A 25,365-nucleotide genomic window follows, 5' to 3' on the forward strand; every position below is an offset into this window, starting at 1 on the left:
CGATCAAATATTTGCAGCTTTACAGAGGAAAATTCATAGTGCAAAGCTTGGGTGGGAGATTGTTGCAGTATTTAAAATAATACGCTGGGGAGGTTTTGTAACAACGTGTAAAAGATTGTATCTGTTTTCATTCATTAAAAATTTTGAATGACTGGTAGAGCATATGCATTATATAGTAATGCTTCTACAGATTGTTTCAACTTCTCAAAAAACTTTTTACCAACTCCTTTTTTTGCGCTATTATGATAATGATTCTCATTCTAATTATATATGGTCAGTTCATTATCCCAATCTCAGGAAGGCTTAAAAAAAGATATTCAACAACTTGAGCGAATTCGTCATACTTGCGCTCATATTATGGCTATGGCTGTACAAAAGCTATTTCCGGGGACAAAGGTAGCAATTGGACCAGTTACCGATACAGGTTTTTACTATGACTTTGATTGTCCTGTAAGTATTACGACCGATGATTTGGGTAAAGTTGAAGCCGAAATGCGCCGAATAATTAAGGCAAATTTCCCTATTATTCGCGAACAGGTGAAAAGAGAAGAGATTAAACAAGAGATTGCAGCTTTAGATGAACCTTATAAATTAGAAATCTTAGCAAAAATTCCTTCCGAACAGACGATTACTCGTTATTTTATTGGTAGTCCTGATGGTGGTAAGCCTGAATCATCATTGTTTATTGTAGATAATATTAAAACTAATCGAGCTGATAGTTATTGGTGGGATTTATGTGCAGGACCCCACGTAGATTTTACCGGAGAAATTAATCAAAAAGCATTTGCATTATTAAGTGTCGCGGGTGCATATTGGCAAGGTGATGAAACCAAGCCGATGTTACAACGTATTTATGGTACAGCGTGGAAAACTCCAGAAGACTTACAGACTTTTTTAAAACAAAGAGAAGAAGCATTACGACGCGACCATCGAAAATTAGGTCAGCAATTAGATTTATTTAGTATTCAAGAAGATGCTGGTGGAGGTTTAGTATTTTGGCATCCCAAGGGTGCAATAATTCGCTATATAATTGAAGAATATTGGCGTAAATCTCACTTAGAATCTGGTTATCAATTATTGTATACACCTCATATTGCTAATTTAGAGTTATGGAAAACATCGGGTCATTACGACTTTTACAGTGAGAATATGTTTGACTCGATGGAAGTGGAAAAACAGGCTTATCAAATTAAGCCAATGAATTGTCCTTTCCACGTTCTGACTTATAAAAATAAATTACATTCTTATCGAGAATTACCCTTAAGATGGGCAGAACTAGGAACAGTTTATCGTTACGAACGTTCGGGTGCGCTACATGGTTTAATGCGTGTACGTGGGTTTACCCAAGATGATGCTCATATCTTTTGTTTACCCAATCAAATCGCTGATGAAATTTTGGGAGTATTAAATCTTACCGAGAATATTTTATCTGATTTTGGTTTTAATAATTACGAAGTAAATGTTTCCACTCGTCCTAGCAAATCAGTAGGGACAGATGAAGTATGGGAGTTAGCAACTGCGGCTTTAAAAGAAGCTTTGGATACAAAAGGTTGGAATTATATTATTGATGAAGGTGGTGGTGCTTTTTATGGACCTAAAATCGATATTAAAATTCAAGATGCAATTGGTCGTTTGTGGCAATGTTCCACCATTCAGGTAGATTTTAATTTACCCGAAAGATTCGATATGCAGTATGTTGCTGCTGACGATACCAAACAGCGACCAATAATGATTCATCGGGCGATTTTCGGTTCAATAGAACGTTTTTTTGGAATTTTAATCGAAAACTATGCGGGTGATTTTCCTTTATGGTTAGCGCCGATTCAATGTAGATTATTACCAGTCAGTGATGAAGTCCGAGAATATGCTGAATCAGTAGCTATGGAATTGCATAAAGAAGGATTAAGAGTAGAAGTTGATAGTAGTGGGGAAAGATTAGGTAAACAAATTCGTAATTCTGAATTAGAAAAAATTCCTGTAGTAGCTGTAGTTGGGAAACGAGAGATGGAAAACCAAACTTTAAGTGTGCGTACTCGACAAGCTGGAGATTTAGGAACACTATCAGTAAATGAAACAATGACTTGCTTGCAGTCAGCTATTGCTTTAAACACAACTATTTAGCTATTAACTATATGAGTTTTACCTTTGGAAAACAATCTCAAAAAGCTAGTTATCAAGAAATTCAGCAAGTAAAGCAATGGATTTATCAAGCTTTGCAACTTGATGAAGAAATTTCCATTTCGTTAAGTCAGTTACAGTGTACCGAAGCTGGATGTCCACCAATTGAAACGGTAATTAACGTAATGACAAACCCCGTACAGCAATATAAAGTTCATAAATCTATTACCGAAATTGAGTATACGGATATAAATAAGCTCAATTAAGATAAATAACCTTGATTTGAGAGTTTTGCCTCATACCGATACCTTTGTTTCTATTACAGTTTATTGACATGGCTTCTCACACATTATTTGTCTGTAAATCCTGTTATTTTTCATCTACGCAAATCGATTATATGGGCGAACGAGGTGGTAAATATTTATTCAAAAAATTGCTAGAATTACATGAGAAATGGTTTTTGCAATCTGAATTTTTGATTGCAGAAGTAGAATGCTTGAGTGCTTGCAAAAGACCTTGTGCAATCGCTTTCGCGGCATCAAATAAAGTTAGTTTAATGTTTGGCGATTTGCCACCATTAGAAAGTGCAGCAGCTATATTAAATCTGTGCGAAAAGTATCATGCTAGTACTAATGGGATAGTCGCACGAAATGAACGACCGCAAGTTTTGCAAAAAGGAATTTTAGCGAGAATTCCGGCACCAATAGGAAATTAATTTTCCTCAAAAATATATGATATCGCTTTCTAGCTAGCAAATACAAATCAACCTTTAACAGTAAATCAAAGGAGAAATTATGACTCAACTAACTGCATCAAAATCCGATTTGATTCCTAATATCCCCAAAAGGGGAATGCCTGTTACTATCATTACCGGATTTTTAGGTAGTGGTAAAACTACATTGCTGAATCAAGTTCTTCATAACAAAGAAGATTTGAAAGTAGCCGTGCTTGTAAATGAATTTGGTGATATTAATATCGATAGTCAGTTACTCATTTCTACGGAAGATGACATGATGGAACTGAGTAACGGCTGTATTTGTTGTACTATTAATGATGGATTAGTTGATGCCGTTTATCGAATTTTAGAAAGAGATGACCGCGTTGACTATATGGTCATAGAAACTACAGGTGTAGCCGACCCTTTACCGATTATCTTAACTTTTTTGGGAACAGAACTTAGAGATTTAACTAATGTCGATTCAATCATCACTGTTGTTGACGCAGAAGCTTTTAACAGCGAACATTTCCAAAGCGAAGCTGCCTTAAAACAGATAACTTATGGTGATATTATTCTCCTCAATAAAACTGATTTAGTTGGGGAAGAAAAATTATTAGAGTTAGAACATTTTATTCAAGACAATAAAGTCAGTGCGAAAATTCTGCGTACCTCTTATGGTAAAGTTGCTCTACCATTAATTTTGGATGTAGATTTAACTCCTAAAGATGAATATTCTTCATTAGTTGAGGAAGATAGTCACGAACATCACCATGACCACGAACATCACCACGACCACGAACATCATCACCATGAACACCATCACCATCACTCAGACCATCTAGAAAATGATGGATTTGTCTCCATCTCTTTCCAGAGCGATCGCCCTTTTGATGTCCACAAGTTTGAAGTCTTCCTAAATGAAACAATGCCAGAGAACGTGTTCAGAGCCAAGGGTATTCTTTGGTTTAGCGATAGTGAATTAAGGCATATTTTCCAGCTTAGCGGTCCTCGTTATCAACTCGATGCTGATGTGTGGACTACCAAAAAATACCAAAATCAGCTAATTTTCATCGGTCGTGACTTGAAGCATGAGGAAATTCATTCTCAGCTTAACGGTTGTTTACTGTAATTTGATTAATGCACCCTAAAGGTATTTTGTGTATATTTGTTAGGGTGTTAACTAATTAGCAAAAAACTTAAATAATGACTTTATCTTTCCGTTCTGAATTAGATTCTGCCAAGCAAATTGTTTCATTATCTACCCAAAATAAACCAACTGTCACGGATGAAGAAATGATGCAAGCCGTGAGAACTTTACTAATTGGATTAGGAGAAGATCCAGATAGAGAAGGACTCAAAGATACTCCTAAAAGAGTTATGAAAGCTTTACAGTTTTTGACCAAAGGATACCATGAATCATTGGATGAACTATTAAATTGTGCAGTATTTACAGAAGATGCTAACGAAATGGTACTAGTGAGAGATATTGATATCTTTAGTTCCTGCGAACACCATATTTTACCAATCCTTGGTCGCGCTCATGTGGCTTATATTCCTAATGGTAAAGTTATCGGATTATCAAAAATTGCCCGTATTTGTGAAATGTATGCAAGACGCTTACAAGTACAAGAAAGATTGACTTTACAAATTGCAGATGCCCTCCAAGGTTTACTTAAACCCCAAGGTGTAGCGGTAGTTGTAGAAGCTAGTCATATGTGTATGGTAATGCGCGGGGTGCAAAAACCTGGCTCTTGGACTGTTACTAGCGCAATGCGAGGAGTATTTTCTGAAGATGCCAGAACTCGCGAAGAATTTATGAATTTGATTCGACACAATGGCAATTTTCACTAATTTTCACTAATTTTTAATTCTTATCAAGGTAATGGCAAAACTTACATCATTACCTGTAATTCTCGTCTTAGGATTTACAGGTAGTGGAAAAACAAGTTTCATTCAACATCTAAGCAGTCAAGCACAAATTGCTGTAGAGCATATACAAAGTGGTTCTCAAAAACTTGGTAGTGGGTGTATTTGCTGTAGCGGACTTAAAGACTTAAAACAGTTAATTAAAAACTTACTTATTGCTAGAGAAACTGGAGAAAGTACGTGCGAACAATTATTTATTGAAGCCAACCATAAAACCGACCCAATTCCAGTAATTAGAACAATTCGTCAACAATTTTTCTCAGAAAATATTTTTTTGAAAGAAGTTATCACAGTGATTAATGCAGTAAATTACCCACCTACAAATACACAAAATTACTTAGTTACTAATCAAATCTTTTTTGCCGACAAAATAATAGTTAATCATTGCGATCGCGCAACTGATGAGCAAATAAATAAATGCCATAAGCATATTCGTGGAGTAAAATGGCAGCCAATATTTAATGCTATTCAAGGAATTATTGACCCTAATGAATTTCGCGTGCCTTTAACAGTAGAGGCATCTACGGGTGTTTCTACTGTAATTTCTTTTTCATCCTAAATTTCAATCCAAAATCATATGGCTCTAACAATATATAATACCCTGACTCGCTGTAAAGAAACCTTTCAACCTTTAGAACCAGCAAAGGTCAAAATGTACTGCTGTGGTGTCACGGTGTATGATTATTGTCACTTGGGTCATGCAAGGTCTTATATTGTTTGGGATATAGTGCGACGTTATTTAGAATTTAGCAGTTATCAAGTGCGTTACGTGCAGAATTTTACTGACATTGATGATAAAATTATCAATCGCGCTAATGCTCAGAATATATCAATGGAAAAGGTTTCCCAAAAATATATTCAAGCCTATTTTGAAGATATTCGTCGCTTAAATGTGATCGATGCATCTGATTATCCTTGTGTAACTGAAAATATAGCTGCAATTCATCAGTTTATTGCCGAATTAGAACGAAAAAACTATGCTTATGCGGTAGATGGAAATGTTTATTATAAAATAGAAAACTTCCTTGAATACGGTAAACTTTCCGGTAAGCATTTAGAAGATATGCAAGCTGGGGCAAGTGGTAGAGTCAATTTAGAAGACTTATCTGGGAATAAGAAACACAAACCGTCTGATTTTGCCTTATGGAAAGCAGCAAAATCGGGGGAACCTGCTTGGGATTCACCTTGGGGAATGGGAAGACCGGGATGGCATATTGAATGTTCGGCAATGATTCACGCTCTTTTGGGAGAAACCATTGATATTCATGGTGGTGGTGGTGATTTGGTATTTCCCCATCATGAAAATGAAATTGCTCAGTCAGAGGTAGTTACAGGAAAACCACTTGCTAATTACTGGATGCACAACGGTATGGTAACGGTGAATGGTGAAAAAATGTCCAAGTCTCTGGGTAATTTTACGACGATTCGAGAACTACTTGAGCGACCTATTGACCCAATGGTTATAAGGTTATTTGTATTGCAAGCGCATTATCGCAAGCCTTTAGACTTTACAGAAGATGCTATTTTTTCCGCTGAAAATGCTTGGGAAACTCTCAAAACTGGTTTGCTATTTGGCTACCAATATGGAGAAAAATTGGCATGGAAAGAAACAAATCTAAATCCACAATCTGAATTACAAAATTCTCAGATCGGCAGCTTTCAGATGGCAATGGATGATGATTTTAATACACCTGGAGGTTTAGCTGTGTTATTTGAACTTGCCAAAGAACTGCGTCGAGAAGCTAACTTACTAACTCATCAAGGTGAAACTGCAAGTTCCTCAAATCGGATCGTGCAAATATGGCAGACTTTAGTAAAATTAGCCCAGGTTTTTGGATTAGAAATTTTATCTACAGCAGAAACTAAAAACGAGTACCCTATCTTAGGTGACGCAGAAATTACAACTTTAATTCAGCAGCGACAAGATGCACGTCAAAATCGTAACTTCGCTTTATCCGATTCAATTCGCGATCGCTTACAATCTGTGGGAATACATTTAATTGATCAACCGAATGGGGAAACTCGCTGGTATCGAGAGTAATAGTGTTATCAGTCCGATAAAAATTACTTCCTTCTCATTCCCAAATTACCTAAAAACGATTATCATTCACATATTAGTTGCCCTTAAGGTTTACAAATTTCCATGAATCTATGACTGTACCTTTAATTAACGTTGTAGCTGGTCCTGCGGGTTCGGGAAAGACTGCTTGGATTCATCAGCAAATTCAAGATACAACTGTCGAAGATGAAAATATCATTTATTTCAGTCCCGGTACTAGTAGTGTTTTTATAGATAAAAACCGAATTGCAGCCGATTTTCCTCAAATCCAAGTTTTCAGTAACACTCAAGAAGTTGATTTACTCAAGCGAATATCCGAAGCTAAAGCGGTTTATATAGAGTTGGGCTTTTATTTACACTTGAGCAGTTTATCGGCAATATTAAATAATTTACCTTGCCATGCTGTAGCTGTTTTACCTCTCGATCTCCAAGATTCTGAATATCATGCTTGGGCTGATGAAATAATTTCAGGAGTTGGAACTCACACTGATTCATCTAAACATCTGTGGAGAGTTGCAACTGATACTCAAGTTATTGATGAAGATAGTTTGGCAGAGTTTTGGTACGAACTAATTCATGGTGCTTATGGTCATGTTACCCGCGCTAAGGCAATTTTTGATGTTAATGATGGTAGAAGTATTTACTGTGATTTTGTTGCAGATGTACCCCAAGCAGATTTTTTGGAATTAAATTTACCCCGTCATTTGGAAGGTAGACCACAACGTTTTAGCGGTATTGAAGTGGTAGGAGAAAATTTGCATGAAGATGCGCTCAAGCAAACTTTATCTGATTGTTTTTTATCTGATTCATTAATTAAGCAATACCAGCAACAAGTTAAACAGATGTTATTAGAAGGTATGGAAGTATGAAAATAGCAGTTATGTCATGCATTCACGGCAATATTGAAGCTTTGGACGCAGTTTTATTAGATATAGACCGATACAAAGCTGAAAAAATCTTTTGTTTGGGGGATTTAGTTGGATATGGTCCTTATCCTAATGAGGTAGTTGAAAAAATTCGTTCTCTAAACATTCCTACCTGCGGTGGTTGTTGGGATGAAGATATCGTCGAAGGTTTAAACGCTTGCGATTGTAGTTATCCTTCCTTAATAGCAGAAAAACGCGGTATTGTTGCTCATGAGTGGACTAATAAACAGATAAAACCAGAAAATCGCGATTTTTTAGCTCAATTACCTCATATTATTCAAGAAAATAACTTAGCTTTCGTTCACGGTAGTCCCCACAGCAACCACGAATATTTATTACCAGAACTCGATGCATTTATAGCCTGGGAACGAGTAATTTCATCAGGTGCAGACGTGCTTTTTTGCGGTCATACTCATGCTCCTTATTACCGTAATTTGGATTCCGGTCAATTAAAAGTTCGAGTTGAAAGCAAAAATTTATCAGCAGAAAAAAGCTTTACTGCTCCACTAAAAAAGATTATTAATGTCGGTTCGGTGGGAGAACCAAGGCATGGGCGACCCAATGCGACATATGTAATTTATGATACTGATATCCAGAAAGTGATATTGCGAGAAGTTACTTATGATTATCAAAAAACCTGTACCGCAATTATTGAGAAAGGCTTACCACCTATTTTTGCATGGCGTTTAGCGCGAGGTATAGAGTTTGCAGAACGTGCAGATGATCCAACTCATGTTTGTACTCGGTAACTGAGAAACATAATTCTTCACTCCTTAATCCAAAATTATGATCAAGTGGGCAATTTTAAGCGGTATTGAAGGTAACTTGGCAGCTTATGACGCAGTGATGGCGGATATTAAACGTCAAAGTCGTTATGTAGAGGCTATATATATTCTAGGGGACGCGATCGGACCAACTCCGGAATCTGAAAAGCTGGTAGAACGTTTGCTTAAACCAGAGTTTGGATTATCACCATTAATTTGTAAGGGATGGTGGGAGGAGCAATGTTTGATATTGCATGGTTTGGCTGGGACTTCGGAACCTACCGATTTATTGCAAAAATATGGTGGTGAGATAGTAGAATTACTGTGGAAGAATGTTTCGCGTCAAACTGTAGAGTGGATACGAAATCTTGATTTTGGTTTCTTTGAATTAGATTCGAATGGCACTAAGAAAAGCTACAAGCTATAGAAAATAAGCGCTATAGCTTTTAAAGCAATTTAACAATGGAAGGAATCGAAAGAAGGTTGTCACGAATAAGTTGGCAAAGCACGGCTCTGTATGACGCTTTGAGGGTGTTGTCAGAAAAAGCGGCGCAACTGGGGAACCGCTACGCTGATTTGGCGGTACCAGGTAGGGGCATAGAGATTTTGCGTTGGTAGTGTCAAATAGTCGTGCCCCACCTGGCACTCCGCTATCGCCGTCAAATCTTCCCCAGTTGCTGGATCACTCGTGGGGGCAAGAAAAATTCGTTGTAAGTAGAAAAAGCTTACTCGCTCATGAAATACTTTAGTTGAAACAAGTAAGCAAATCTAACTATTACTACTGTGACACTGCGAGTAAAAATCCTCAAGGATAAATTTAATCAAAGTTTAGGATTACCTTTTAAAGAACTGTTACCATCTTCCATAATTGAACAAGCTATTGAGGAGTTAAAAATAAAATATAAGAAACGATTATTTGACCCATTTATAACACTATGGGCGTTTTTATCTCAAGTTTTAGATACTGATAAAAGTTGCCATAATACCGTGAGTAAAATAATTGCTTATTTGACAGGAGAAGGGGTAGAAATTCCTTCAACTGATACGAGTGCTTACTGTCAAGCACGGTCAAGATTATCAGAAAAGCTACTAGAAAAACTTTTTAGTCAGGCTGCAAAAAAATTAGAAGAGAAAGTAACAACAGAATCTTTATGGTGTGGTCGAAATGTCAAAGTAATAGACGGCTCAACTGTTTCCATGCCTGACACTGCACAGAACCAAAAAGAATATCCTCAGCCTAAAACTCAAAAGCCTGAATGTGGATTTCCAATTGCTAAAATTGGTGTGTTATTTAGTTTAGCGACAGGTGCTGCTGTTGCTTTAGTCATTGATGTTCTCAATACCCATGATATCAAACTTGCTCGCCAACTTTATCAGTTTCTTCAACCTTTAGATATCCTTTTAGGAGATAGAGCTTTTTGTGCTTACGCCGATTTATTTGCTATCAAAAAACTTGATTGTGATTCTGTCTTTCGTAAGCATCAAAGTCGTAAAATATCTATGAATAAAGGTAAAATTATAGGAGATTGTGACAAATTAGTTACTTGGTATAAACCTAAAAAATGTCCCAAAGGATTAAGCAAAGATGAATTTGATGCTCTTCCCCAAACCATAACTGTGCGCGAAATTTATTACTACATTTTTATCCCTGGTTTTCGTACAGAAAGAGTCAGTTTAATCACTACTTTATTAGATAAAAGAACTTATTCAACTTTAGAAATTATTGGACTTTACAGTAAACGTTGGGATGTAGAACTAGATTTAAGACATCTTAAAACCACTTTAGGAATGGATGTTTTGCGATGCAAAACCCCTTCTATGGTACGCAAAGAAATTTATGTTCATTTACTTGCTTACAATTTACTTCGTAGTTTGATGTGGTCTTCAGGTACTATTTACGGTACTCCTCCGTTGCGCTTGTCATTGCAAGGTACTCGCCATCATTTCAATAACTTTATTCCCCAATTGTTAGTTGGCTCTACCCAAAAACGTCTTCAAATTTATTCTACTCTACTTAAAATTATTGCTCACAAAGCTGTTCCTGAACGCCCAGGGCGTTGTGAACCACGAGTCCGTAAACGTCGTCCAAAAGCTTATCCCTTAATGACCAAACCACGACATGAATTACGCACTAAATTGCAAACAGCTTAAACCACAAGTGTTTCGGCTTTTCTTAGTGCCATTCGAATTAGATTCTTTGTTAATTCACGGGACTACGGTATCCGTAGATGAAGCGTTAACTCCAGAAACTTCTCCAGTCATAATTTTAGACCGGGTAGCTCGGATGCAAGCGAATAATTTATTTTGCGGTCGTTCCGGTCTAACTTTTCAATATCATTTAGAAGCCGGTTCGATTAATACGGGAATAACTACTCTTGATAATCAAACACCAAATCAAACCATCAATATTACTCCACGTATGGTAGTAGGTGTGGGAAATGTAGGCAGAAAACCAGGGGAAGCAAGTTACACTCTCTATAATCCTAATACCAATCAAGTAGAATTTAAAACTGTCAGCTATGGGATAAGCAAGGGTTTTGGGGTGAAAAAAATAACTGCTGCTTCTAACTAATCACCTTTTCCCAAATAACAATGACAATCAGGCTTTTCAATTAAGGACTCCATCAAGGTATTGAGTGCGACTGCGGCTAATATACCGCCGCCGATAGTGCCAATGTTTGTTTTACTCCTTCTTGGGATATCGCTGCATCATCTCCTCACAACGTACAGCCTCCCCGTCTGGCGTATAAACTACCCCGGACGACATCGCGATCGCAATCCTTTCCTTCCTCGCCCATTCAAACCAAGTTTTCAGATCGTCCGTAACAGAATTTTTCGGCTTCTCCCCATTTTTACAAGTAGCTATGAACAAACCCGTGGGATTATCGCACCACCCTTCATGAATCGCTTCTTTGACACGGGCAATTGCACTATTTACATTATCCCAATATTTCTTGATTACCCCCAAACAAGGGTCTGGATTAATTCGCAATCGCTTCAACTCAGCACAAACCTCTTTTATCTCTCGCTTCACAGACTTTTCTGAAGTTGTAATGACTTTGACTTGCGGCTGAGGAAGTTGGTCAACACCAGAGTCTGTGTTTTGATTCGAGTCACTTTCTTCCAATTTCTCATCGTAGCGAGGTATTTGGGTTTCTTCTTCTGGTTCATCAACTTTATCTTCCTCAACAGCAGTGTTATTGTTTTCAGAAAACTTTAAGTAAGTTTTAGATGTTGGCGGATTATTCGCACATTCACCTGAAATATCTGGCACATCTACATCAATTATTTCGCATCGATTAAACTCTATGGTTTCTGAAATATTTTGCAGATTTAATCTATATTCCGATGCGGTGTCTTTAGGGAAACGATGAGATGGTTTATCTTCTACAAGTCCATCAAATATCAACTCCTTCATGTGTTTGCTGATTGTTTCTCGACAGTAGCCCAAAATATCAGCCAGCTTCTCAAAAGTGATTCTGATCCAAGAGTTGCCGTAATAGTGCTTTCCATCAAACCACGACAGTATTGCAGCTTTGCATTTCTGACGACGGTTGAATGTGGCGAGAAACTCTTTGAGGATGTTGATTGGGGGATTAATTTCTCCCAATGTTGCGGAAGTAAAACTAGTCATTTTCAACTCCTTCTTCCCTTAATAGCTTTAACGCCTCAAGCCGCAAAGCTTCGAGCCTTTGTTTTTCTTGGGATGATACCTCGACCACAGCAGTTTTTAATTCATCTCTCTGCTTCTGTTTGAATTGCTCTGTGAGTTCTTGTAAAGGCACCTCAGTACGGTAATCAGGTCTAAATCCACGGCGACGATGCAGAAAACGGAAGTGACGTTTATCTTGCAGGGGCAGTTTGTTCCATACGGACGCATCCCACCCTGGTGGAATGTAGTTTACTTTTGAAGCTGGGAGTAAATTTTGTATTTGGGATTGGAGTAATCGTATAACTTGATCTTGTTTCTCAATTATCTGATTGTGCAGATCAAGTTTTTCAAGGATCGACGCAACTAGCTCATGGTTTTGTGATGCTAGCTCTGCCTCACGAGTAAGGAATGCAAAATAGCTTTGGGCTGCTGCTATTTCTGGCTTACGTGGGTCGCCATTCATCGCCGTAATGTAGCAGGCATATCTAGATAGCTTATAATCTTTGAGCGTTTCTCGAAATGCCTGAGAGTCCCCAATTTGCGCCATTTGGACGACGTTGGTAAAATGGTAGGATATATTTACTCCGGAATTATGAGCGCTAAAAATTGCTCTTTCTACAGTATCCTTAATTCTTTTCCAAGTTCGATATCCCATAGACGCTAGTAAATCTGTCGCCAACCAGTATTCGGTTCCTAATTCATCAATTTTTTTTAATTGGTCAAATGGGCTGGTATTGCCATCATTTACGGTAATCGAATTCATAATTCCTCCCTTACAAACGCATTAGAAAGTAGGGCGACGCTGCTAGTACAAGTCACCCCGTCAGGAAAGCTGGTTACTTTCATGATTAATGCCCGATTACCCCCACAGTTATTTGATGTGCGGAAGCAATAAATAGATTATCTATACATAGTATATGCAATATAATAACTGGTCAAGGCTGTGCATAAAATTGTATATACAGACCTGTTATGCAAAATCCCCCGATTCATCATCAGGGGATTCAGAATTAACTTTTAAAGTTTTACGAACGCGATTGCGCCATTGCCTGAGAAACAGAAGTTCGCCTCTCAGGCTGCTAATTCCCCCAGGACTTGCTCAACTTTTACTAATCTTTTCTCCAGTTCTTCAATCTTCTGAGATTCGTTCTTGTAAGGGGTTGCTAAATATTGCTTCATATATTCAATTAATAATTCTGTAGCAGAAGCATTATGTTCTCTTGCTTTCTTGATGAAAGCTTCCTTTAACCCATCATCAATTCGGATGTTCAATTGACCCATAGCATTTCCTATACTTTATCAGTCTATACATAGACTAGCTTTGTTTTTATGTCTATGCAATGCCTATACTTACTTATTAGAGGATAAGCAAGGCTTTTACTTCATTCTGTATATACAAAATCTAAAAATGTATTGACAATAAGCTAGCATATGTATATGCTTTATATATACAAATACTCATGCAATCGCGATCTCGCCTGGTAAGCAAAAGCGATTGCACGAGCAACCTTTTTACAGGAACTAGTATTATGCCGTTTATTGCCTACACGCAGCAAGTATTTAACCGCGATAAGTACGAAAAACTAATTGCTACAGACTTGAAAACGAGTCATGAAAGCAGTATTAGGACAGTTGAGATATCGTTTTACGACCATGAAATTTATGCTAGCGACAAATTAATAGCTAGCATTACCCATGACCATAGTGATTTTGTAACGCAACGCTGGGTAGTAGTAATAAATGATTTAGAAATTCATCGAGCAAATACTTGGATGAAGTGCTACGACTACATCATCTGGCATTACAAAAAAGGAACATTACCGAAACAACAGCAAGAAGTAGAGCCAGTTAATACTGATAACGAGCAGATGGCGCAGATTGCTACTGAATGTAAAAAGTTTGGATTTGAACAACGCAATGATCTGGGTATTTACTACAAAGACGTGAAGCTAGGTGAAGTTGGTTGCACTAACGATAAATGGTGGGTAGTAAGAGCATCATCTCAACATCAGCTGCAAGTGCCGTGTAATTCCATATCTGACGCAGTATGGTCTTTGTGGACGGTAGAAGTTTCTCCACTAGAAACCACGCAAATTACATCTACCCCCGATACAAACAACGGAAATTGCGAAGAATTATTAGATAAACCCTTCGATGAATTGATTAGCGAAGAATGGGAACGATTGAGAAAGTACGAACCGCTTCATAAAAGTAAGGCTTTGTTCTCTGTACTAAAACAATAAAGAACAGGGAATCACATAAACGGTGAAACAATCGCCTCTGTGGGTTCTGTAGAAAAAGTTTCCATTTTATTAAATCAACAATTAAGCTTTTGAAGGGTAATAACAATGTTCAAGAAAGCAACAAAATCGAACTTGAAGATAAGGCTCGCTTTAAGCGGAGCATCCGGTTCGGGTAAAACATACTCAGCATTATCAATAGCTTCTAATCTTGGTAATCGCATTGCTCTAATTGATACCGAAAGAGGTAGCGCAAGTAAGTACGCTGATTTATTCAATTTTGACACCTGCGAACTCACCAACCACCATCCAGCCAAATATATTGAAGCAATTCGGCAAGCTGAGGATATGGGATATGACATCATAATTATCGACTCGTTAACTCATGCGTGGTTTAGCGAACTGGAGATGGCAGGTGGTAGATTCGACGGATGGGCAAAAGTCCGCCCCTTAGAGCGTAAATTAATTGATGCCATGATTGGGTCAAGATGTCACATTATAGCGACGATGCGAAGCAAAACCGAGTGGCTGATAGAAGAAAATCAAAAGAACGGTAAATCTTCTTATAGTCCTAAAAAAGTAGGCACATCACCAATACAAGCAAGCGGCGTAGAATATGAATTTGATGTCGCCGGAGAGCTAGACTATACCCACATTTTGACCATTAGTAAAAGTCGCTGTCCTGCTGTTACCGATAAAACTTTTCTTAATCCTGGCAAGGAGCTAGCACTTGAATTCAAATCTTGGTTAGCGACAGTTGAAGAATCACAACCACAGACAACAGTAGAAACAGTTCCAGACACTCAAGACTTGCGAGTAAAACAAATTCGTACCCTACTTGATTATCCAGTTGAATTAATCAAGGAGTGGCTCCAATCCAATGGTGTTGAGCGTCCAAGTCAGCTTGATAACAATAAGGTTGATGAATTGGTCAAAACTATGTGTCTTGCTTGGGCTTCACCTCTGTCTGCTCATCCTAAGTACACTGCTGATTCTTATGATAAGAATGTGGTCAGAGCGGTTATTGAAGGTTATTCGGAAGTTGTCGCGGTACAGAATTGGATGAATGCTGTCTGTGAATCCAACCGTAAACAGAAGGAATTGAAAGCTGTGTAAAGTTTCTCTATCCGTGGGAGTTTCCGTGAGCGAAACTCCCTATCCTGTGTGAGATTTAACAACCTGCCTCTCCTTGTTTTATGAAACAAAATCAAACTCTTAATATTCCTCGTTGGTTAGCAAAATTTATCTTAAATGAAACAAAAAGCCAACCAAATAACCAACAGATATTTTTGGCAATATTAGAACCAATGTCACCTGAAGAATGGTGTAGAATTTGGATTCCCGTAATTCACCCAGATGTAGAAGCACCATACCCTGGAGAACGCAGTCCAACGGGTTATATGAAAGCTTCTATCATGACTTTGTGTAAGTTAACGGGTTACAGCGAGAGTACGGTGGAAGGATGGTTTTATGGTAAATCTTATCATCATACGCTGGGAATATTACTACGCTGTTTACACATATTATTCCAGTTTCAAAGAACCATAAAAATTTCAGATAAGACTTGATAACTTCAATCAAAAAAATCTAATTGGGGTTATTTTTTTAGCATCTAAATTACCCGAAATTTACAGGGATATTCCTTCTAATAAAGTAGCTTACGTTTTAATAGTAAACATCATAAATGTAGCGCAACTGCAATTCAACTCAATGTGAATGTAAGTTGCACGTCACTAACAGTTGAAAAACAATAGGGATAAACGTGCGTGAAAAATATTCAGCGACTTTATACCCAAAGTACATTAGCAACCCGGTGTAAAGTTAGCCTTCAAACAGTTAAGAACTGGTGTATGTGGGCGGGACTTACACCGCCCAAGAAAGCAACCTACTTCAGTTGCGATGAGTTGGAAGCTTTAGCTGACTTTTATATCGCTTACAAATTTCTGCGGGTACAACAAAATGCTTACATCGATTGTGTTCTAGGTATGGGGGGCTTAAAAAAATATATTGCTTCAGTACGGCGTATGAGTTTGCGTCAGTTTGTTACGGAGTTCTTAACCAAAGATGAAAAAGCTCACTTTTTAACGCAAATTTTAGTGGATAAATTAGAAGAGGAAATTGAAGATGATGAATTTAACTTTGGTGGCACAGCAGCTTGAAATTCCACTAGAGCAACTCAAATCAATCTGCCAGGTATTGAAAATTGAAATTATCAAAAACGCAGTTACACCAAACGATAAAGAAAAAATTCAAGAGTTTATCAGAGCGTGTAAAAATCAAGAAATAACCATAGAGCAAGGACTATTAGAGCTACAACAGCTACAGCGAGAAGCCCAAACTCAACAAAAAGCTTTAGGTGAAAAGTTTAACTTAGATGAATTTTTCAAGCAACGTATCGGTACTTCCCCTGAAGAATTAAATTCAGGGAGCTATCATTACGACTTATATCAGTTACTGTTGAAATCCCAGTCGATATCTCAGGTTGGCTACACACTATTTAGAGAAGCGTTTCTACGCCAAACTCAGGATCTAATTATGAATGGTACGGAAGCAGAGTCTATAAATAAAAATCAAACAGTTGCCGGTTTTGATAAAGCTTTCGATACTATCGAAACTCAGTTCGAGCAAAATTTTTTGGGGACATCGGTAAATTGGGGGGAGGAGGAACATCCGATGTTAGCAGCATCTCAAAAAGCAGCCCTACCTTCAACACAGGAAACGAGTACATCAACATCCCCGTCGTCGAAGAAGTAATTGAAGCTGCACCTAAATTAGCAACCGCAACTGTACAAGCAATCGCGCCGACAATCAATAAAGCCGTAGTTAATGACCGACAAATTATTACCGATTTTATGACTGAAGGGGGATTTCTTGCAACGACTGCGGCAATAACTACAACTTGTACCGTTGCAACAATTACTGTATGTGTTACCTCTCCACCAAAACCAGTTTTCTTCAAAATTATGCTTGGTGGAATTGGCGGGACTATTTTAGGAGGACTTATTGCAGTACTTATCTTAAGGCATTATAGAAAGGAGGTTTTGAGCAACCATGCAAATTCAAGATCAACAACCGAATTACCAAAACAATCAACTTAGTAAAGATGATTTTGATGACGTTTGGGTGCCAAATCCTCACGGACAACTACCTCAAAGTGCTGCAACATCCGGACTAATCAATATTATTAAGTCAGGAAGTTTAGATTCTTTACTAACTAATCCCTGGTTGATGTCGATTTTTGTGGCAACAGTAATATTGGTTGTGATTGCTGCGATCGCAACAACTCTTTCAGGTCAACGTTCGTCAGAAATCAACCCATCCCAAGAAGCTTACTCCGAACTTTTGCAAAAATCCCAGAATTTAGATGCAGCCGACAGCAACTTCAGGGAATATTTGACTCGTAATGATTACAGTTCCGGCTTAGTAAGCAATCCTGGTTTATTACAAGCTGTGGTGTTGGAAGCGAGCGCGAGATATAGTAATCGCATGATTGCCAGCCAAAACAATTCCCAAAATCCGGCTTACAACCAACACGAGGAAGTAATTAATCACGGTTCTGAAATTGAAGCACTAAAACGGATTAATCTTGGAGCATCAGGAAAAGAAGCAGAACTTAAATACGTTGACCCTAGCACGGGTTCTTGGGTAACTATTCCGATTGACTCAGCGGAATTAGCTGCCAGTGGTTTGGTTAAGCTCAATATTATCTCTAATAGCAGGAGGGAAACAACACAGCGGTTCAATTTGGTTACAATTGCCCAAAATACGCGACTATCTGTAGAAGAAGTAAAAGCCGCTATGTTAGAAGCTTTGCGTGTAAAGGGATTAAGTCCGGTTGCATCCGAACTTGAGAAGACTGATTGGTTTGGGAATAAAGCAAGTTCGGAGGATGCACAGATATCTGATTATCAGCAAGATAAACCAGAAACAACCCCCACTACTCGATCAATTGAGCAAGAGCCATTAGAAGATAAACCCTCACCAAAACTGAAAGGGGGTAAAAATGCCCAGTAAATTAATATTTGCACCTATACCTCTGCTATTAGGAAGTTGGATGTTCACTAGCAGCTTTAGCAGTAGCACCATCCAACAATCAGCAACACCATACTCCACCCAGCAGCAAGTTGTAGAAGTGGAAATGCCTGAACCAGCAAAATCTTTTCTACGATTTGGTGGTGCTGTCATTGCGTCCGCCGGGACATCAAGTTTAGTGTTTTGGGAGTTAGCTGATAAAAAGCAGAGTACCAAACAGAGACTTTTATTAGCTGCTGGTCAAAACTGTGTCCCGAATACAGTTCAATTAGTTAACAATTCTCAAGCAATGCCGCCATTACAAAACAATCAAGAACCACCGGCAAGTACCCAAATATCCAACCAAATCCAACAGCAGAGTGTTTCTGCAAAAGCTAAAAAATCCCCACTACAGGAAGTTCCAAATTTCTACCAAACAAGTGATATTGGTGCTTCAATATCTAATGATTATAATGCTGCAAATGGATTGAACCCGCATAGTAGCTCAGAAGAGAAATATGCCGAAGTTAAATCTTTAATTTACGAAAATACGGTGGGGATTGTTGGTAAGGAAAAAGGCAGCGGTAAAACCTCAAAACTTGGTTATTTGATTGCCGAACATATCAAACTTGGTCATTTGGTTTGGATGGTTAATCCTTTTGCCAAAGGTCAACAGTGGAAAGGAATCAAGGTTTTTGGACGCGGTTACAACTTTGTCGAAGCAACTAATGCTATACGAGAATTTACTCGCATTGCGTTTTGGAGAATCGCAGAAGCTGGCGATGAGACGAAGGAGTACGAACCATTTGAAGATTATCACCTGCATCTATCGCTTGACGAAATGTCCAATTATTCCAGCGAAATTGATGTGATTGACTCTACTGTGATGCCTAAATTCTGGGAAGCAGTAGTGCAATTTTTGCGGCAGGCTAATATGTCCGTTTCCTTTGCCAGTCATGGCGATACTCAGGCTATGTTAGGTGGTGCAAAAGCTCTCGCTGGTAAATCGCAAACTATTAAGGATGCGATTGTGTGGGTATATGCTCAAGCTATTACTGACACTAATGTAGAAGGTAATAAACGTTGTGCTGGTTGGGCTTATTTGATTCGCCCAGATGGGGGAGAAAGAGAAAGAACAAGAATAGAAATTCCGGCTTGGATGCAAGGCGCACCCGCAACTCGACTTGACGGAAAGGATAAATACAACTACGTCCAACTAGTTCAAAAATACTGTCCTCAGTATTTATATCTTCCGGTGAGTGCGAAAAAACCTTTGGCAGAAGAAGGTTCATCTATACCAACGGATACCGAACAGTTTCGCCAAAAACTAATTGAGCAAGAAGATATATGGGGTTCCGATGGAGATAAAACATAAACCGTTAACGAGAGAGCTAATGATTCGTGTCCGATACTTTAATTCATTAAATTAGGAGATAAAAATGACTAGAAAACAAGTGTACCGAAGAAATTTACCACAATTGGCTTCAAGCCATCAATTAGATACCAACGTGGTAGACACACATTATGAAGAATTTGATGACGGTTATAACGACCAATATTCCCATAACAATCAGTGGCATAACCGCGCCTATAATGCCGGACGCTACGCTAGGGGTGCTTACAATTGGGGTCAAAAATACAGCCGTGGCGTAACCCCAGCAATGGAAAATGGAGCAGGTGCTGCAATTGGGACTTTGGGTACTGTTGCCAATCATACCAACCCTTTTAAACCTTGGCGTTCATTTGCCTTTTGGAGCATGAGTATCGGTACTTTAGTTGTTGGCTCCTGGGTTACTCAATTCTTTTTAGGAGGACTAATTGCAACTCGCAATCCTCGACAATTACCGCAAAATACATCAACAGCAGTCCGATTCGGTCATGGCGTTGTAAATGCTGGTAAACCTGTCGCTAACGGTGTTTGGAATGGATTTGGTCAAGTTGCCACAGGTGCGGGAGATAGTTTAGATAAGGCTGTACGACTACAAACTGTTGAATCTAATAATTGGCAGCAATCACCTGTCGATGTGAAAGAGCAAAAACAGACAACTATCTTACCTTTGACTACTTGGACTGGGGATGGTGGATATCAATCTGTAGAGAGGAAATAGAAGGGAGAGAGTGAGAGAAAGAAAAATATTGTATTGAAGGTAAGTCAAAATGTTCAAAAAGTCAGATAAATTCCCTCACTCCTTCCCTCCTTCAACGCCACTTGCTACAACGGAGGGAACCTCCGCAACGCAGTGGCTCCTCCCTCGCTCTTCCTGGGTGAGGGTTCCTACGTCGAGTTTTCTTATTACCAGTACTGTGTTTGTTGTATTTGTTTTGGATATGGCGAGTCCTGGATATGCTTCGTTTGCTTTAATCCCAAATATGCAACCATTAATTGCAACGCTTACTAACGATATTCGTTCTGCTGTCATAAAGTTAACGCACTCAGAATCCTTACCCACTTCTACTCAAGAAACTCAACAACCTTTAGGACATGAAAATTGTCGAACATTATTAGATGCTTATAACAAGAATGCTAAATGTCATTTCAACCCGAAGAATTACTCAAACATCTCCCAATAGAAATTCAATATCAAGAAATAAAGGCATCTGAGGAAGCATATCGTAAATTTAGATTATCTCAAGCAAGAGGCCGTATTTGTTGTTTTGGGGTGTCTCTAGTAATGGCGATCGCAATTCTACATCCCTCAGTAAATCAATGGTTTGAAGCTAAATTTCAGTTAAACCGAATTGCTGGTATTAGTTTTTCGACAAGCCTAAATCAACCGAAAGAAGCTTCGGAAATAGCCGTTGCTCTTGTAGATTACGCACGCAGCCAAAACTGGGAGGTACGAACTGGAGAACGTCGCTATAACGTGTTTTATGTTCAAGGAATGTTTCCGTCAGGTGCCAGCAATAACAACACACCCAACCAATTTAACGATTCGCGGTTTTTAGTTGAAGTAAATCCGACTCCCAGACTGATTGGAGCTTGGGAGGCATCTATCGAACCGGGGAATCATTATACTAAGCAGCCGATGAATAGTGATGGTGCAGCACAAATACAAGTTCCCGGACAGTATAAAGCTTGGCGTATTGGAAAACATAAAGGTCGCGAGATTGCCTTAGTTCAGGTTGCACCAGTAAATATAATTCGGGATTTCAATCGTAACGGCAAGGTTGACGAGGGAGATAAACAAGAATATTCATTAATTGGGGCTAATCAGCATAGTGGAAGCGACCAAAAGTTTGTTGATAATGCAAGCGCTGGATGTCCTGTAGGACGTACATCAGTAGGGCATCAAGAATTTATGAGTTATTTGCAACAAGACATAGATTATCAAGCAGATAATAATTTCATATTTTCAACTACTTTTATTTCAGCTAAAAACTTAATTTTTTAATATTTGATAGGAGAAAAACTATCCATGAAAACAAAAAAATATCTTAGAGCAAGTGATTATTATTCGTACATTAAATCCGATGCTTGGAGAAGTAAGCATTATTACTGGCTAAAACAATCTGGCAATAGATGTTCGATGTTTCCGTGGATAAGAATAGGCAAATATGCTACTAGAAAATATGGTAAATACAATATGCATCATACAGGGGTCGGCTATCGGCATTTAGGACATGAGGAATTAGGTAAAGACGTACTTCCGCTTTGCCCGTTTGCTCATTGGTTAATTCACGGTGGAAATATGAAAGCGAAAGCGCCTTGGCAACCCAGGGTAAGCGCATCTTAAAATGTATATGAAAATACAGATTATTTAGCAAAAAGATGGGTGAAATAACAAATTTGAGTATGAAACATCTCAAGTAGTACGCTGATAATCAAAGCCTCTATTTTTGATCAGGGATAATCTCGTGGCATCCGGTTTTAAATCTCCACAAAAAAAGACTAAAAGCTCCAAAGCTTTGAGTATAGCTTCGGCGACCTTATTAACAGAAAAAATAGGAGAGATTTTTAGTGAAGTGGAAGACCCGCGTGTTGAAAGGACACGTGTCCACTTGTTAACAGATATTTTAGTTATCGCAATACTATCAGTAATTGCTGGAGGTAAGGGCTGGGAAGATATGGAAAATTATGGAGAAAGCAAATATGAATGGCTCTCCCAACTTCTAGTTTTACCGGAGCGGTATCCCAAGTGCAGACACTTTCCGTCGAGTATTTGAGCGTATCAATCCAAAAGTATTTGAGCAATGTTTTAGATGTTGGGTCGAATCAATCGTTGAAAAAACAGGAGCGCAGGTAATTCCAAGGGAATGGTAAAACCATCAAAGGTTCTTATGATAGAGTTTTGGGAAAAACAGCTTTGCACCTGGTCAGTGCATGGTCAAGTCAGCATCGTCTTGTTTTGGGACAAGTTAAAGTAGCTGATAAATCAAACGAAATTACTGCAATTCCGGCGCTACTAGAATTATTAGACATTGCAGGATGCATTATCACAATTGATGCAATGGGAACACAAACCGCAATTGCATCTCAAATCAAAAATGCCAACGCTGATTACATTTTAGCGCTTAAAGGGAACCATCCTACACTTCATACACAAGTAAAAGATTGGTTTGAACAACATTTAATCAAAGGCTTTGAAGGAATTACCCATAGTTATGATAAGCGGATAGAAAAAGGGCATCACCGCACTGAAAAACGCCAAACTTGGTGTGTTCCTGTTTCTCAACTACCGCTCCTACACAATCATTCGGACTGGGTTGGACTAAAGTCTGTAGTTATGGTGAGTGCAGTCGGCGGTGTCGGTTTCCGTCCCGTCGAACTGCCGAACCCGAAGGGTTGTCCGTGTGAGACATCTGTGGAACAAAACAACCCGTGAAGTGCAGTTTTATCTGACTAGTCTCGATTGCAATGCTTGCAAGTTGGGGCAGGCGATTCGCTTGCATTGGAGCGTTGAAAACGGGTTGCATTGGACTTTAGACGTTACCTTCAATGAAGACGCTTGCCGCGTCCGTAGTGGTCATGCTCCACAAAATTTGTCACTGCTGCGTCGAATTGCAATTAACGCATTGAATTTGGAGCAATCGTTAAAGCGCAGTAATCGTCAAAAGTCCAATCGAGCGGCTATGGATAACAACTATATGTTAACGATTCTGGCTGCTTGTTTATCTCACAACCATAATGATACCTTAAAAGCCTGTTGTCAATAGGGTTTGAGGTGCGCTTACCCTGGGAGTGTAATAAGAACCAGTAGTTTTGCGATCGCTCCCCAAAGCTAAAACAAATTCATGCATCCCATGACGTTTTCTTATCTGGGGATGAAAATCCAATAAACTCTCATAAACACTTCCTAATTCCTCTACATCCAAAGCTGCATAATTCACCCTTCGCAATTGTCCGGCTTTTTCGTACAAAGATAAATGCCGAATCGCTTGCAATAAATCGTAATTATCAATGGCACAATTATCTAAATCCACGAGAGTATTGCTACCAAATAAATCCCCATTTAACGGTGATAAACCCAATAACTTTCCTCGCCAATTTTCATCAAATAGCATAAAGGTTACTCGCAAACCTTGCCATAAATCTTGAAAACCTTCCCGTCGCCATTTCGGACGCTCTGCTAACATCCGCAGCCGTTCAATGCTGTAATATTCTTGATAGATGCGAGTTTTTTCTGGAGAAGCTAAATCTTCCGCTTCTACAAATAATAAGTTACGCGATTCGGCAACCATTAAAAATAGTAACCGATAAATCAACAGTAATAATTGACGATAATAATCCAGTTCGTAGTTGCGCTTCTCTACGAGACGCTCCGCGAACAGCGCATCTTTCCCCGAAATAAACTTCTCTCGCAAACTTTCATTTTGGGGATGTTGGAGAAAACCCGTACCCAAAAGTTGCAGCGCTTTTTCAACTCCATCTCGCAGTCTATCCCTAACTCGTCCGCCTTGTTGAATTGCTTCTTGATGATAAAATTCTAAAAGGCATTTATCCCCATCATCCATTCCTTCAGGTAAACGGGAACGGTGAAAAAGTCGATAAAATAAACCAAATTCCGCAAAGTTTTCCCCATTCAGAATTTGCTCTAAGTCAAATTCGATATAGGTAAGCCGCGTCATCAAGGAAGTATCCCGCAGCAAACGCCAACATAAACCGTTAGTAACAACAGCCCATAAATGTTCTGTACGGTTGAGATATTCCTGTACCAGCGCGTGTGCCGATAACCTGGGATTACCGCTGGGTGGGCGTTGTTCTAACTTTACCCCACAACCAACAATGTGAATGGGTGGTTTATTCTCTCCCGTCTCCGCACGGTGGGAAATTGCATAGGTTTGTCCTTCTACTACCTCGGCTTTGGCTACGTAAACCGGGTTATATCCCAAACTCCGTAGTAAAGGTACTGCCCACTGTTCGCGGGTAATAGTTGTTGCTGTATCGTTCTCCTTTAATCTTGCCAAAGCCCGTTGAAAAGCCGCCCAATATATTTTGGCATCACCCCAAGCTGTAGCAATTTCATCTGCTAGTTTATCAGTTTTCTCAAAACCAAAATCTTCTGATGATTGCCCTTTTATACCGCCAGCCAGCAATTCGGTTGTCATATCCGGAGCAATCAAATTACCTTCAATTTGCACTCCAGCTAAATTAATACCCGCGATACTCATGATTTCTTCCTTCCACCCGGTTGCAAAATGTAAATTCCTAAAATATCCATCGGTAACTATGGCTTGACGCGGATTTTCCCTTCTTTAGTAATTTGACGTACCCGCCGATGTGACTGCAAAAGCAACTCGGAATGCTCAATTGCAAAGTTTTCTAAAGCTGGCTGTATTTCCTCAATCCTCTCCAGAAAATCCGTGATTTCTACTTGCTTCATTTCTGGAATCACATCCCCCGATGGCTTCGCTGAAGTTAAAAGTGCGATCGCATCTTCTGGTGAAAGCCAATGCGGATGAGATGGGCTACCCGTAAATCCCACCACAGCACATTCTTCCGCGAGTAGATTT

27 protein-coding genes and 3 pseudogenes are annotated in these 25,365 nt (G+C 38.9%); 25 read left to right on the forward strand and 5 right to left on the reverse strand.

All coding sequences use genetic code 11. The features are described 5' to 3' along the window. The first annotated feature begins 270 nt into the window (after nucleotides 1-270). The 12 genes and pseudogenes from thrS to VB797_RS21205 all read left to right on the forward strand — a co-directional run. Nucleotides 271-2,121: a threonine--tRNA ligase gene (thrS, locus tag VB797_RS21150; protein ID WP_323239714.1), complete on the forward strand. Its 1,851-nt coding sequence runs from the start codon at nucleotides 271-273 to the stop codon at nucleotides 2,119-2,121. An 11-nt stretch (nucleotides 2,122-2,132) separates the two neighbouring features. Next, nucleotides 2,133-2,384, forward strand: coding sequence for a hypothetical protein (locus VB797_RS21155; RefSeq protein WP_323239715.1), 252 nt, complete (start codon nucleotides 2,133-2,135; stop codon nucleotides 2,382-2,384). 68 nt (nucleotides 2,385-2,452) lie between these two features. Beyond that, nucleotides 2,453-2,833 carry a DUF1636 domain-containing protein gene (locus VB797_RS21160; RefSeq protein ID WP_323239716.1) on the forward strand — a complete coding sequence of 127 codons (381 nt, stop codon included), beginning with the start codon at nucleotides 2,453-2,455 and terminating at the stop codon, nucleotides 2,831-2,833. Between the two features lie 79 nt (nucleotides 2,834-2,912). Beyond that, nucleotides 2,913-3,965 (forward strand): GTP-binding protein, encoded by a 1,053-nt coding sequence (locus VB797_RS21165; RefSeq protein ID WP_323239717.1) that lies wholly within the window; start codon nucleotides 2,913-2,915, stop codon nucleotides 3,963-3,965. A 74-nt stretch (nucleotides 3,966-4,039) separates the two neighbouring features. Further along, entirely contained in the window at nucleotides 4,040-4,687 is a 648-nt protein-coding gene (gene folE / locus VB797_RS21170; RefSeq protein WP_323239718.1) for a GTP cyclohydrolase I FolE, read from the forward strand. A gap of 31 nt (nucleotides 4,688-4,718) precedes the next feature. Then, nucleotides 4,719-5,321 carry a GTP-binding protein gene (locus tag VB797_RS21175; protein WP_323239719.1) on the forward strand — a complete coding sequence of 201 codons (603 nt, stop codon included), beginning with the start codon at nucleotides 4,719-4,721 and terminating at the stop codon, nucleotides 5,319-5,321. Nucleotides 5,322-5,339: 18 nt separating this feature from the next. After that, nucleotides 5,340-6,803, forward strand: a complete 1,464-nt coding sequence (gene cysS, locus VB797_RS21180; protein ID WP_323239720.1) for a cysteine--tRNA ligase — start codon at nucleotides 5,340-5,342, stop codon at nucleotides 6,801-6,803. 110 nt (nucleotides 6,804-6,913) lie between these two features. After that, the gene (locus VB797_RS21185) at nucleotides 6,914-7,690 is read left to right on the forward strand and encodes a GTP-binding protein (RefSeq protein WP_323239721.1); all 777 of its coding nucleotides are present in this window, start codon (nucleotides 6,914-6,916) and stop codon (nucleotides 7,688-7,690) included. Continuing rightward, nucleotides 7,687-8,496 carry a metallophosphoesterase family protein gene (locus VB797_RS21190; protein ID WP_323239722.1) on the forward strand — a complete coding sequence of 270 codons (810 nt, stop codon included), beginning with the start codon at nucleotides 7,687-7,689 and terminating at the stop codon, nucleotides 8,494-8,496. Before VB797_RS21185 ends, VB797_RS21190 begins: the two co-directional genes overlap by 4 nt. A gap of 37 nt (nucleotides 8,497-8,533) precedes the next feature. Then, a pseudogene (locus VB797_RS21195) lies at nucleotides 8,534-8,905 on the forward strand (metallophosphatase); the annotation flags it as partial. A 389-nt stretch (nucleotides 8,906-9,294) separates the two neighbouring features. Continuing rightward, nucleotides 9,295-10,662 carry an IS4 family transposase gene (locus VB797_RS21200; RefSeq protein ID WP_323239723.1) on the forward strand — a complete coding sequence of 456 codons (1,368 nt, stop codon included), beginning with the start codon at nucleotides 9,295-9,297 and terminating at the stop codon, nucleotides 10,660-10,662. A 31-nt stretch (nucleotides 10,663-10,693) separates the two neighbouring features. After that, nucleotides 10,694-11,083: pseudogene (locus tag VB797_RS21205) on the forward strand (metallophosphatase); the annotation flags it as partial. 111 nt (nucleotides 11,084-11,194) lie between these two features. Here VB797_RS21205 and VB797_RS21210 read toward each other — a convergent pair. The 3 genes from VB797_RS21210 to VB797_RS21220 form a co-directional block, all read right to left on the reverse strand. Further along, a complete protein-coding gene (locus VB797_RS21210) occupies nucleotides 11,195-12,145 on the reverse strand; it encodes an ArsR family transcriptional regulator (RefSeq protein ID WP_323239724.1) in 951 nt (316 codons plus the stop codon). Then, nucleotides 12,138-12,926 carry a DNA-damage-inducible protein gene (locus VB797_RS21215; RefSeq protein ID WP_323239725.1) on the reverse strand — a complete coding sequence of 263 codons (789 nt, stop codon included), beginning with the start codon at nucleotides 12,924-12,926 and terminating at the stop codon, nucleotides 12,138-12,140. The genes VB797_RS21210 and VB797_RS21215 overlap by 8 nt, the downstream gene beginning before the upstream one ends. A gap of 308 nt (nucleotides 12,927-13,234) precedes the next feature. Then, a complete protein-coding gene (locus VB797_RS21220) occupies nucleotides 13,235-13,444 on the reverse strand; it encodes a hypothetical protein (RefSeq protein ID WP_323239726.1) in 210 nt (69 codons plus the stop codon). Between the two features lie 248 nt (nucleotides 13,445-13,692). Here VB797_RS21220 and VB797_RS21225 point away from each other — a divergent pair, with 248 nt between their 5' ends. The 13 genes and pseudogenes from VB797_RS21225 to VB797_RS21285 all read left to right on the forward strand — a co-directional run bounded on the left by VB797_RS21225 (nucleotide 13,693) and on the right by VB797_RS21285 (nucleotide 23,568). Continuing rightward, the gene (locus tag VB797_RS21225) at nucleotides 13,693-14,406 is read left to right on the forward strand and encodes a hypothetical protein (protein WP_323239727.1); all 714 of its coding nucleotides are present in this window, start codon (nucleotides 13,693-13,695) and stop codon (nucleotides 14,404-14,406) included. A 105-nt stretch (nucleotides 14,407-14,511) separates the two neighbouring features. Then, complete coding sequence (locus tag VB797_RS21230) at nucleotides 14,512-15,519, forward strand: ATP-binding protein (protein WP_323239728.1); 1,008 nt, start codon at nucleotides 14,512-14,514, stop codon at nucleotides 15,517-15,519. 80 nt (nucleotides 15,520-15,599) lie between these two features. Beyond that, on the forward strand, nucleotides 15,600-15,971 hold the full coding sequence (locus tag VB797_RS21235; protein WP_323239729.1) for a hypothetical protein: 372 nt from the start codon (nucleotides 15,600-15,602) through the stop codon (nucleotides 15,969-15,971). Between the two features lie 198 nt (nucleotides 15,972-16,169). Then, nucleotides 16,170-16,562: a hypothetical protein gene (locus tag VB797_RS21240; RefSeq protein WP_323239730.1), complete on the forward strand. Its 393-nt coding sequence runs from the start codon at nucleotides 16,170-16,172 to the stop codon at nucleotides 16,560-16,562. Then, on the forward strand, nucleotides 16,528-17,157 hold the full coding sequence (locus VB797_RS21245; protein WP_323239731.1) for a hypothetical protein: 630 nt from the start codon (nucleotides 16,528-16,530) through the stop codon (nucleotides 17,155-17,157). The genes VB797_RS21240 and VB797_RS21245 overlap by 35 nt, the downstream gene beginning before the upstream one ends. 98 nt (nucleotides 17,158-17,255) lie before the next feature. Beyond that, nucleotides 17,256-17,501, forward strand: a complete 246-nt coding sequence (locus tag VB797_RS21250; RefSeq protein WP_323239732.1) for a hypothetical protein — start codon at nucleotides 17,256-17,258, stop codon at nucleotides 17,499-17,501. Continuing rightward, nucleotides 17,455-18,417: a hypothetical protein gene (locus VB797_RS21255; RefSeq protein ID WP_323239733.1), complete on the forward strand. Its 963-nt coding sequence runs from the start codon at nucleotides 17,455-17,457 to the stop codon at nucleotides 18,415-18,417. The genes VB797_RS21250 and VB797_RS21255 overlap by 47 nt, the downstream gene beginning before the upstream one ends. After that, nucleotides 18,407-19,789 (forward strand): hypothetical protein, encoded by a 1,383-nt coding sequence (locus tag VB797_RS21260; protein WP_323239734.1) that lies wholly within the window; start codon nucleotides 18,407-18,409, stop codon nucleotides 19,787-19,789. Before VB797_RS21255 ends, VB797_RS21260 begins: the two co-directional genes overlap by 11 nt. Nucleotides 19,790-19,853: 64 nt before the next feature. Beyond that, entirely contained in the window at nucleotides 19,854-20,522 is a 669-nt protein-coding gene (locus VB797_RS21265) for a hypothetical protein (RefSeq protein ID WP_323239735.1), read from the forward strand. A 49-nt stretch (nucleotides 20,523-20,571) separates the two neighbouring features. Then, nucleotides 20,572-20,985: a hypothetical protein gene (locus tag VB797_RS21270; protein ID WP_323239736.1), complete on the forward strand. Its 414-nt coding sequence runs from the start codon at nucleotides 20,572-20,574 to the stop codon at nucleotides 20,983-20,985. After that, nucleotides 20,943-21,806, forward strand: a complete 864-nt coding sequence (locus VB797_RS21275; protein WP_323239737.1) for a hypothetical protein — start codon at nucleotides 20,943-20,945, stop codon at nucleotides 21,804-21,806. The genes VB797_RS21270 and VB797_RS21275 overlap by 43 nt, the downstream gene beginning before the upstream one ends. A 192-nt stretch (nucleotides 21,807-21,998) precedes the next feature. Next, entirely contained in the window at nucleotides 21,999-22,148 is a 150-nt protein-coding gene (locus VB797_RS21280) for a hypothetical protein (RefSeq protein ID WP_323239738.1), read from the forward strand. A 121-nt stretch (nucleotides 22,149-22,269) separates the two neighbouring features. Further along, nucleotides 22,270-23,568 (forward strand): annotated as a pseudogene (locus tag VB797_RS21285) (ISAs1 family transposase). Here VB797_RS21285 and VB797_RS21290 read toward each other — a convergent pair. Further along, nucleotides 23,548-25,023 (reverse strand): hypothetical protein, encoded by a 1,476-nt coding sequence (locus VB797_RS21290; protein WP_323239739.1) that lies wholly within the window; start codon nucleotides 25,021-25,023, stop codon nucleotides 23,548-23,550. The pseudogene VB797_RS21285 and the gene VB797_RS21290 overlap by 21 nt on opposite strands. Nucleotides 25,024-25,079: 56 nt before the next feature. Beyond that, complete coding sequence (locus VB797_RS21295; RefSeq protein WP_323239740.1) at nucleotides 25,080-25,340, reverse strand: hypothetical protein; 261 nt, start codon at nucleotides 25,338-25,340, stop codon at nucleotides 25,080-25,082. Nucleotides 25,341-25,365: the final 25 nt, after the last annotated feature.

Origin of the sequence: Rivularia sp. UHCC 0363, assembly GCF_034931125.1 — a bacterium.
Lineage (GTDB): Bacteria > Cyanobacteriota > Cyanobacteriia > Cyanobacteriales > Nostocaceae > Rivularia.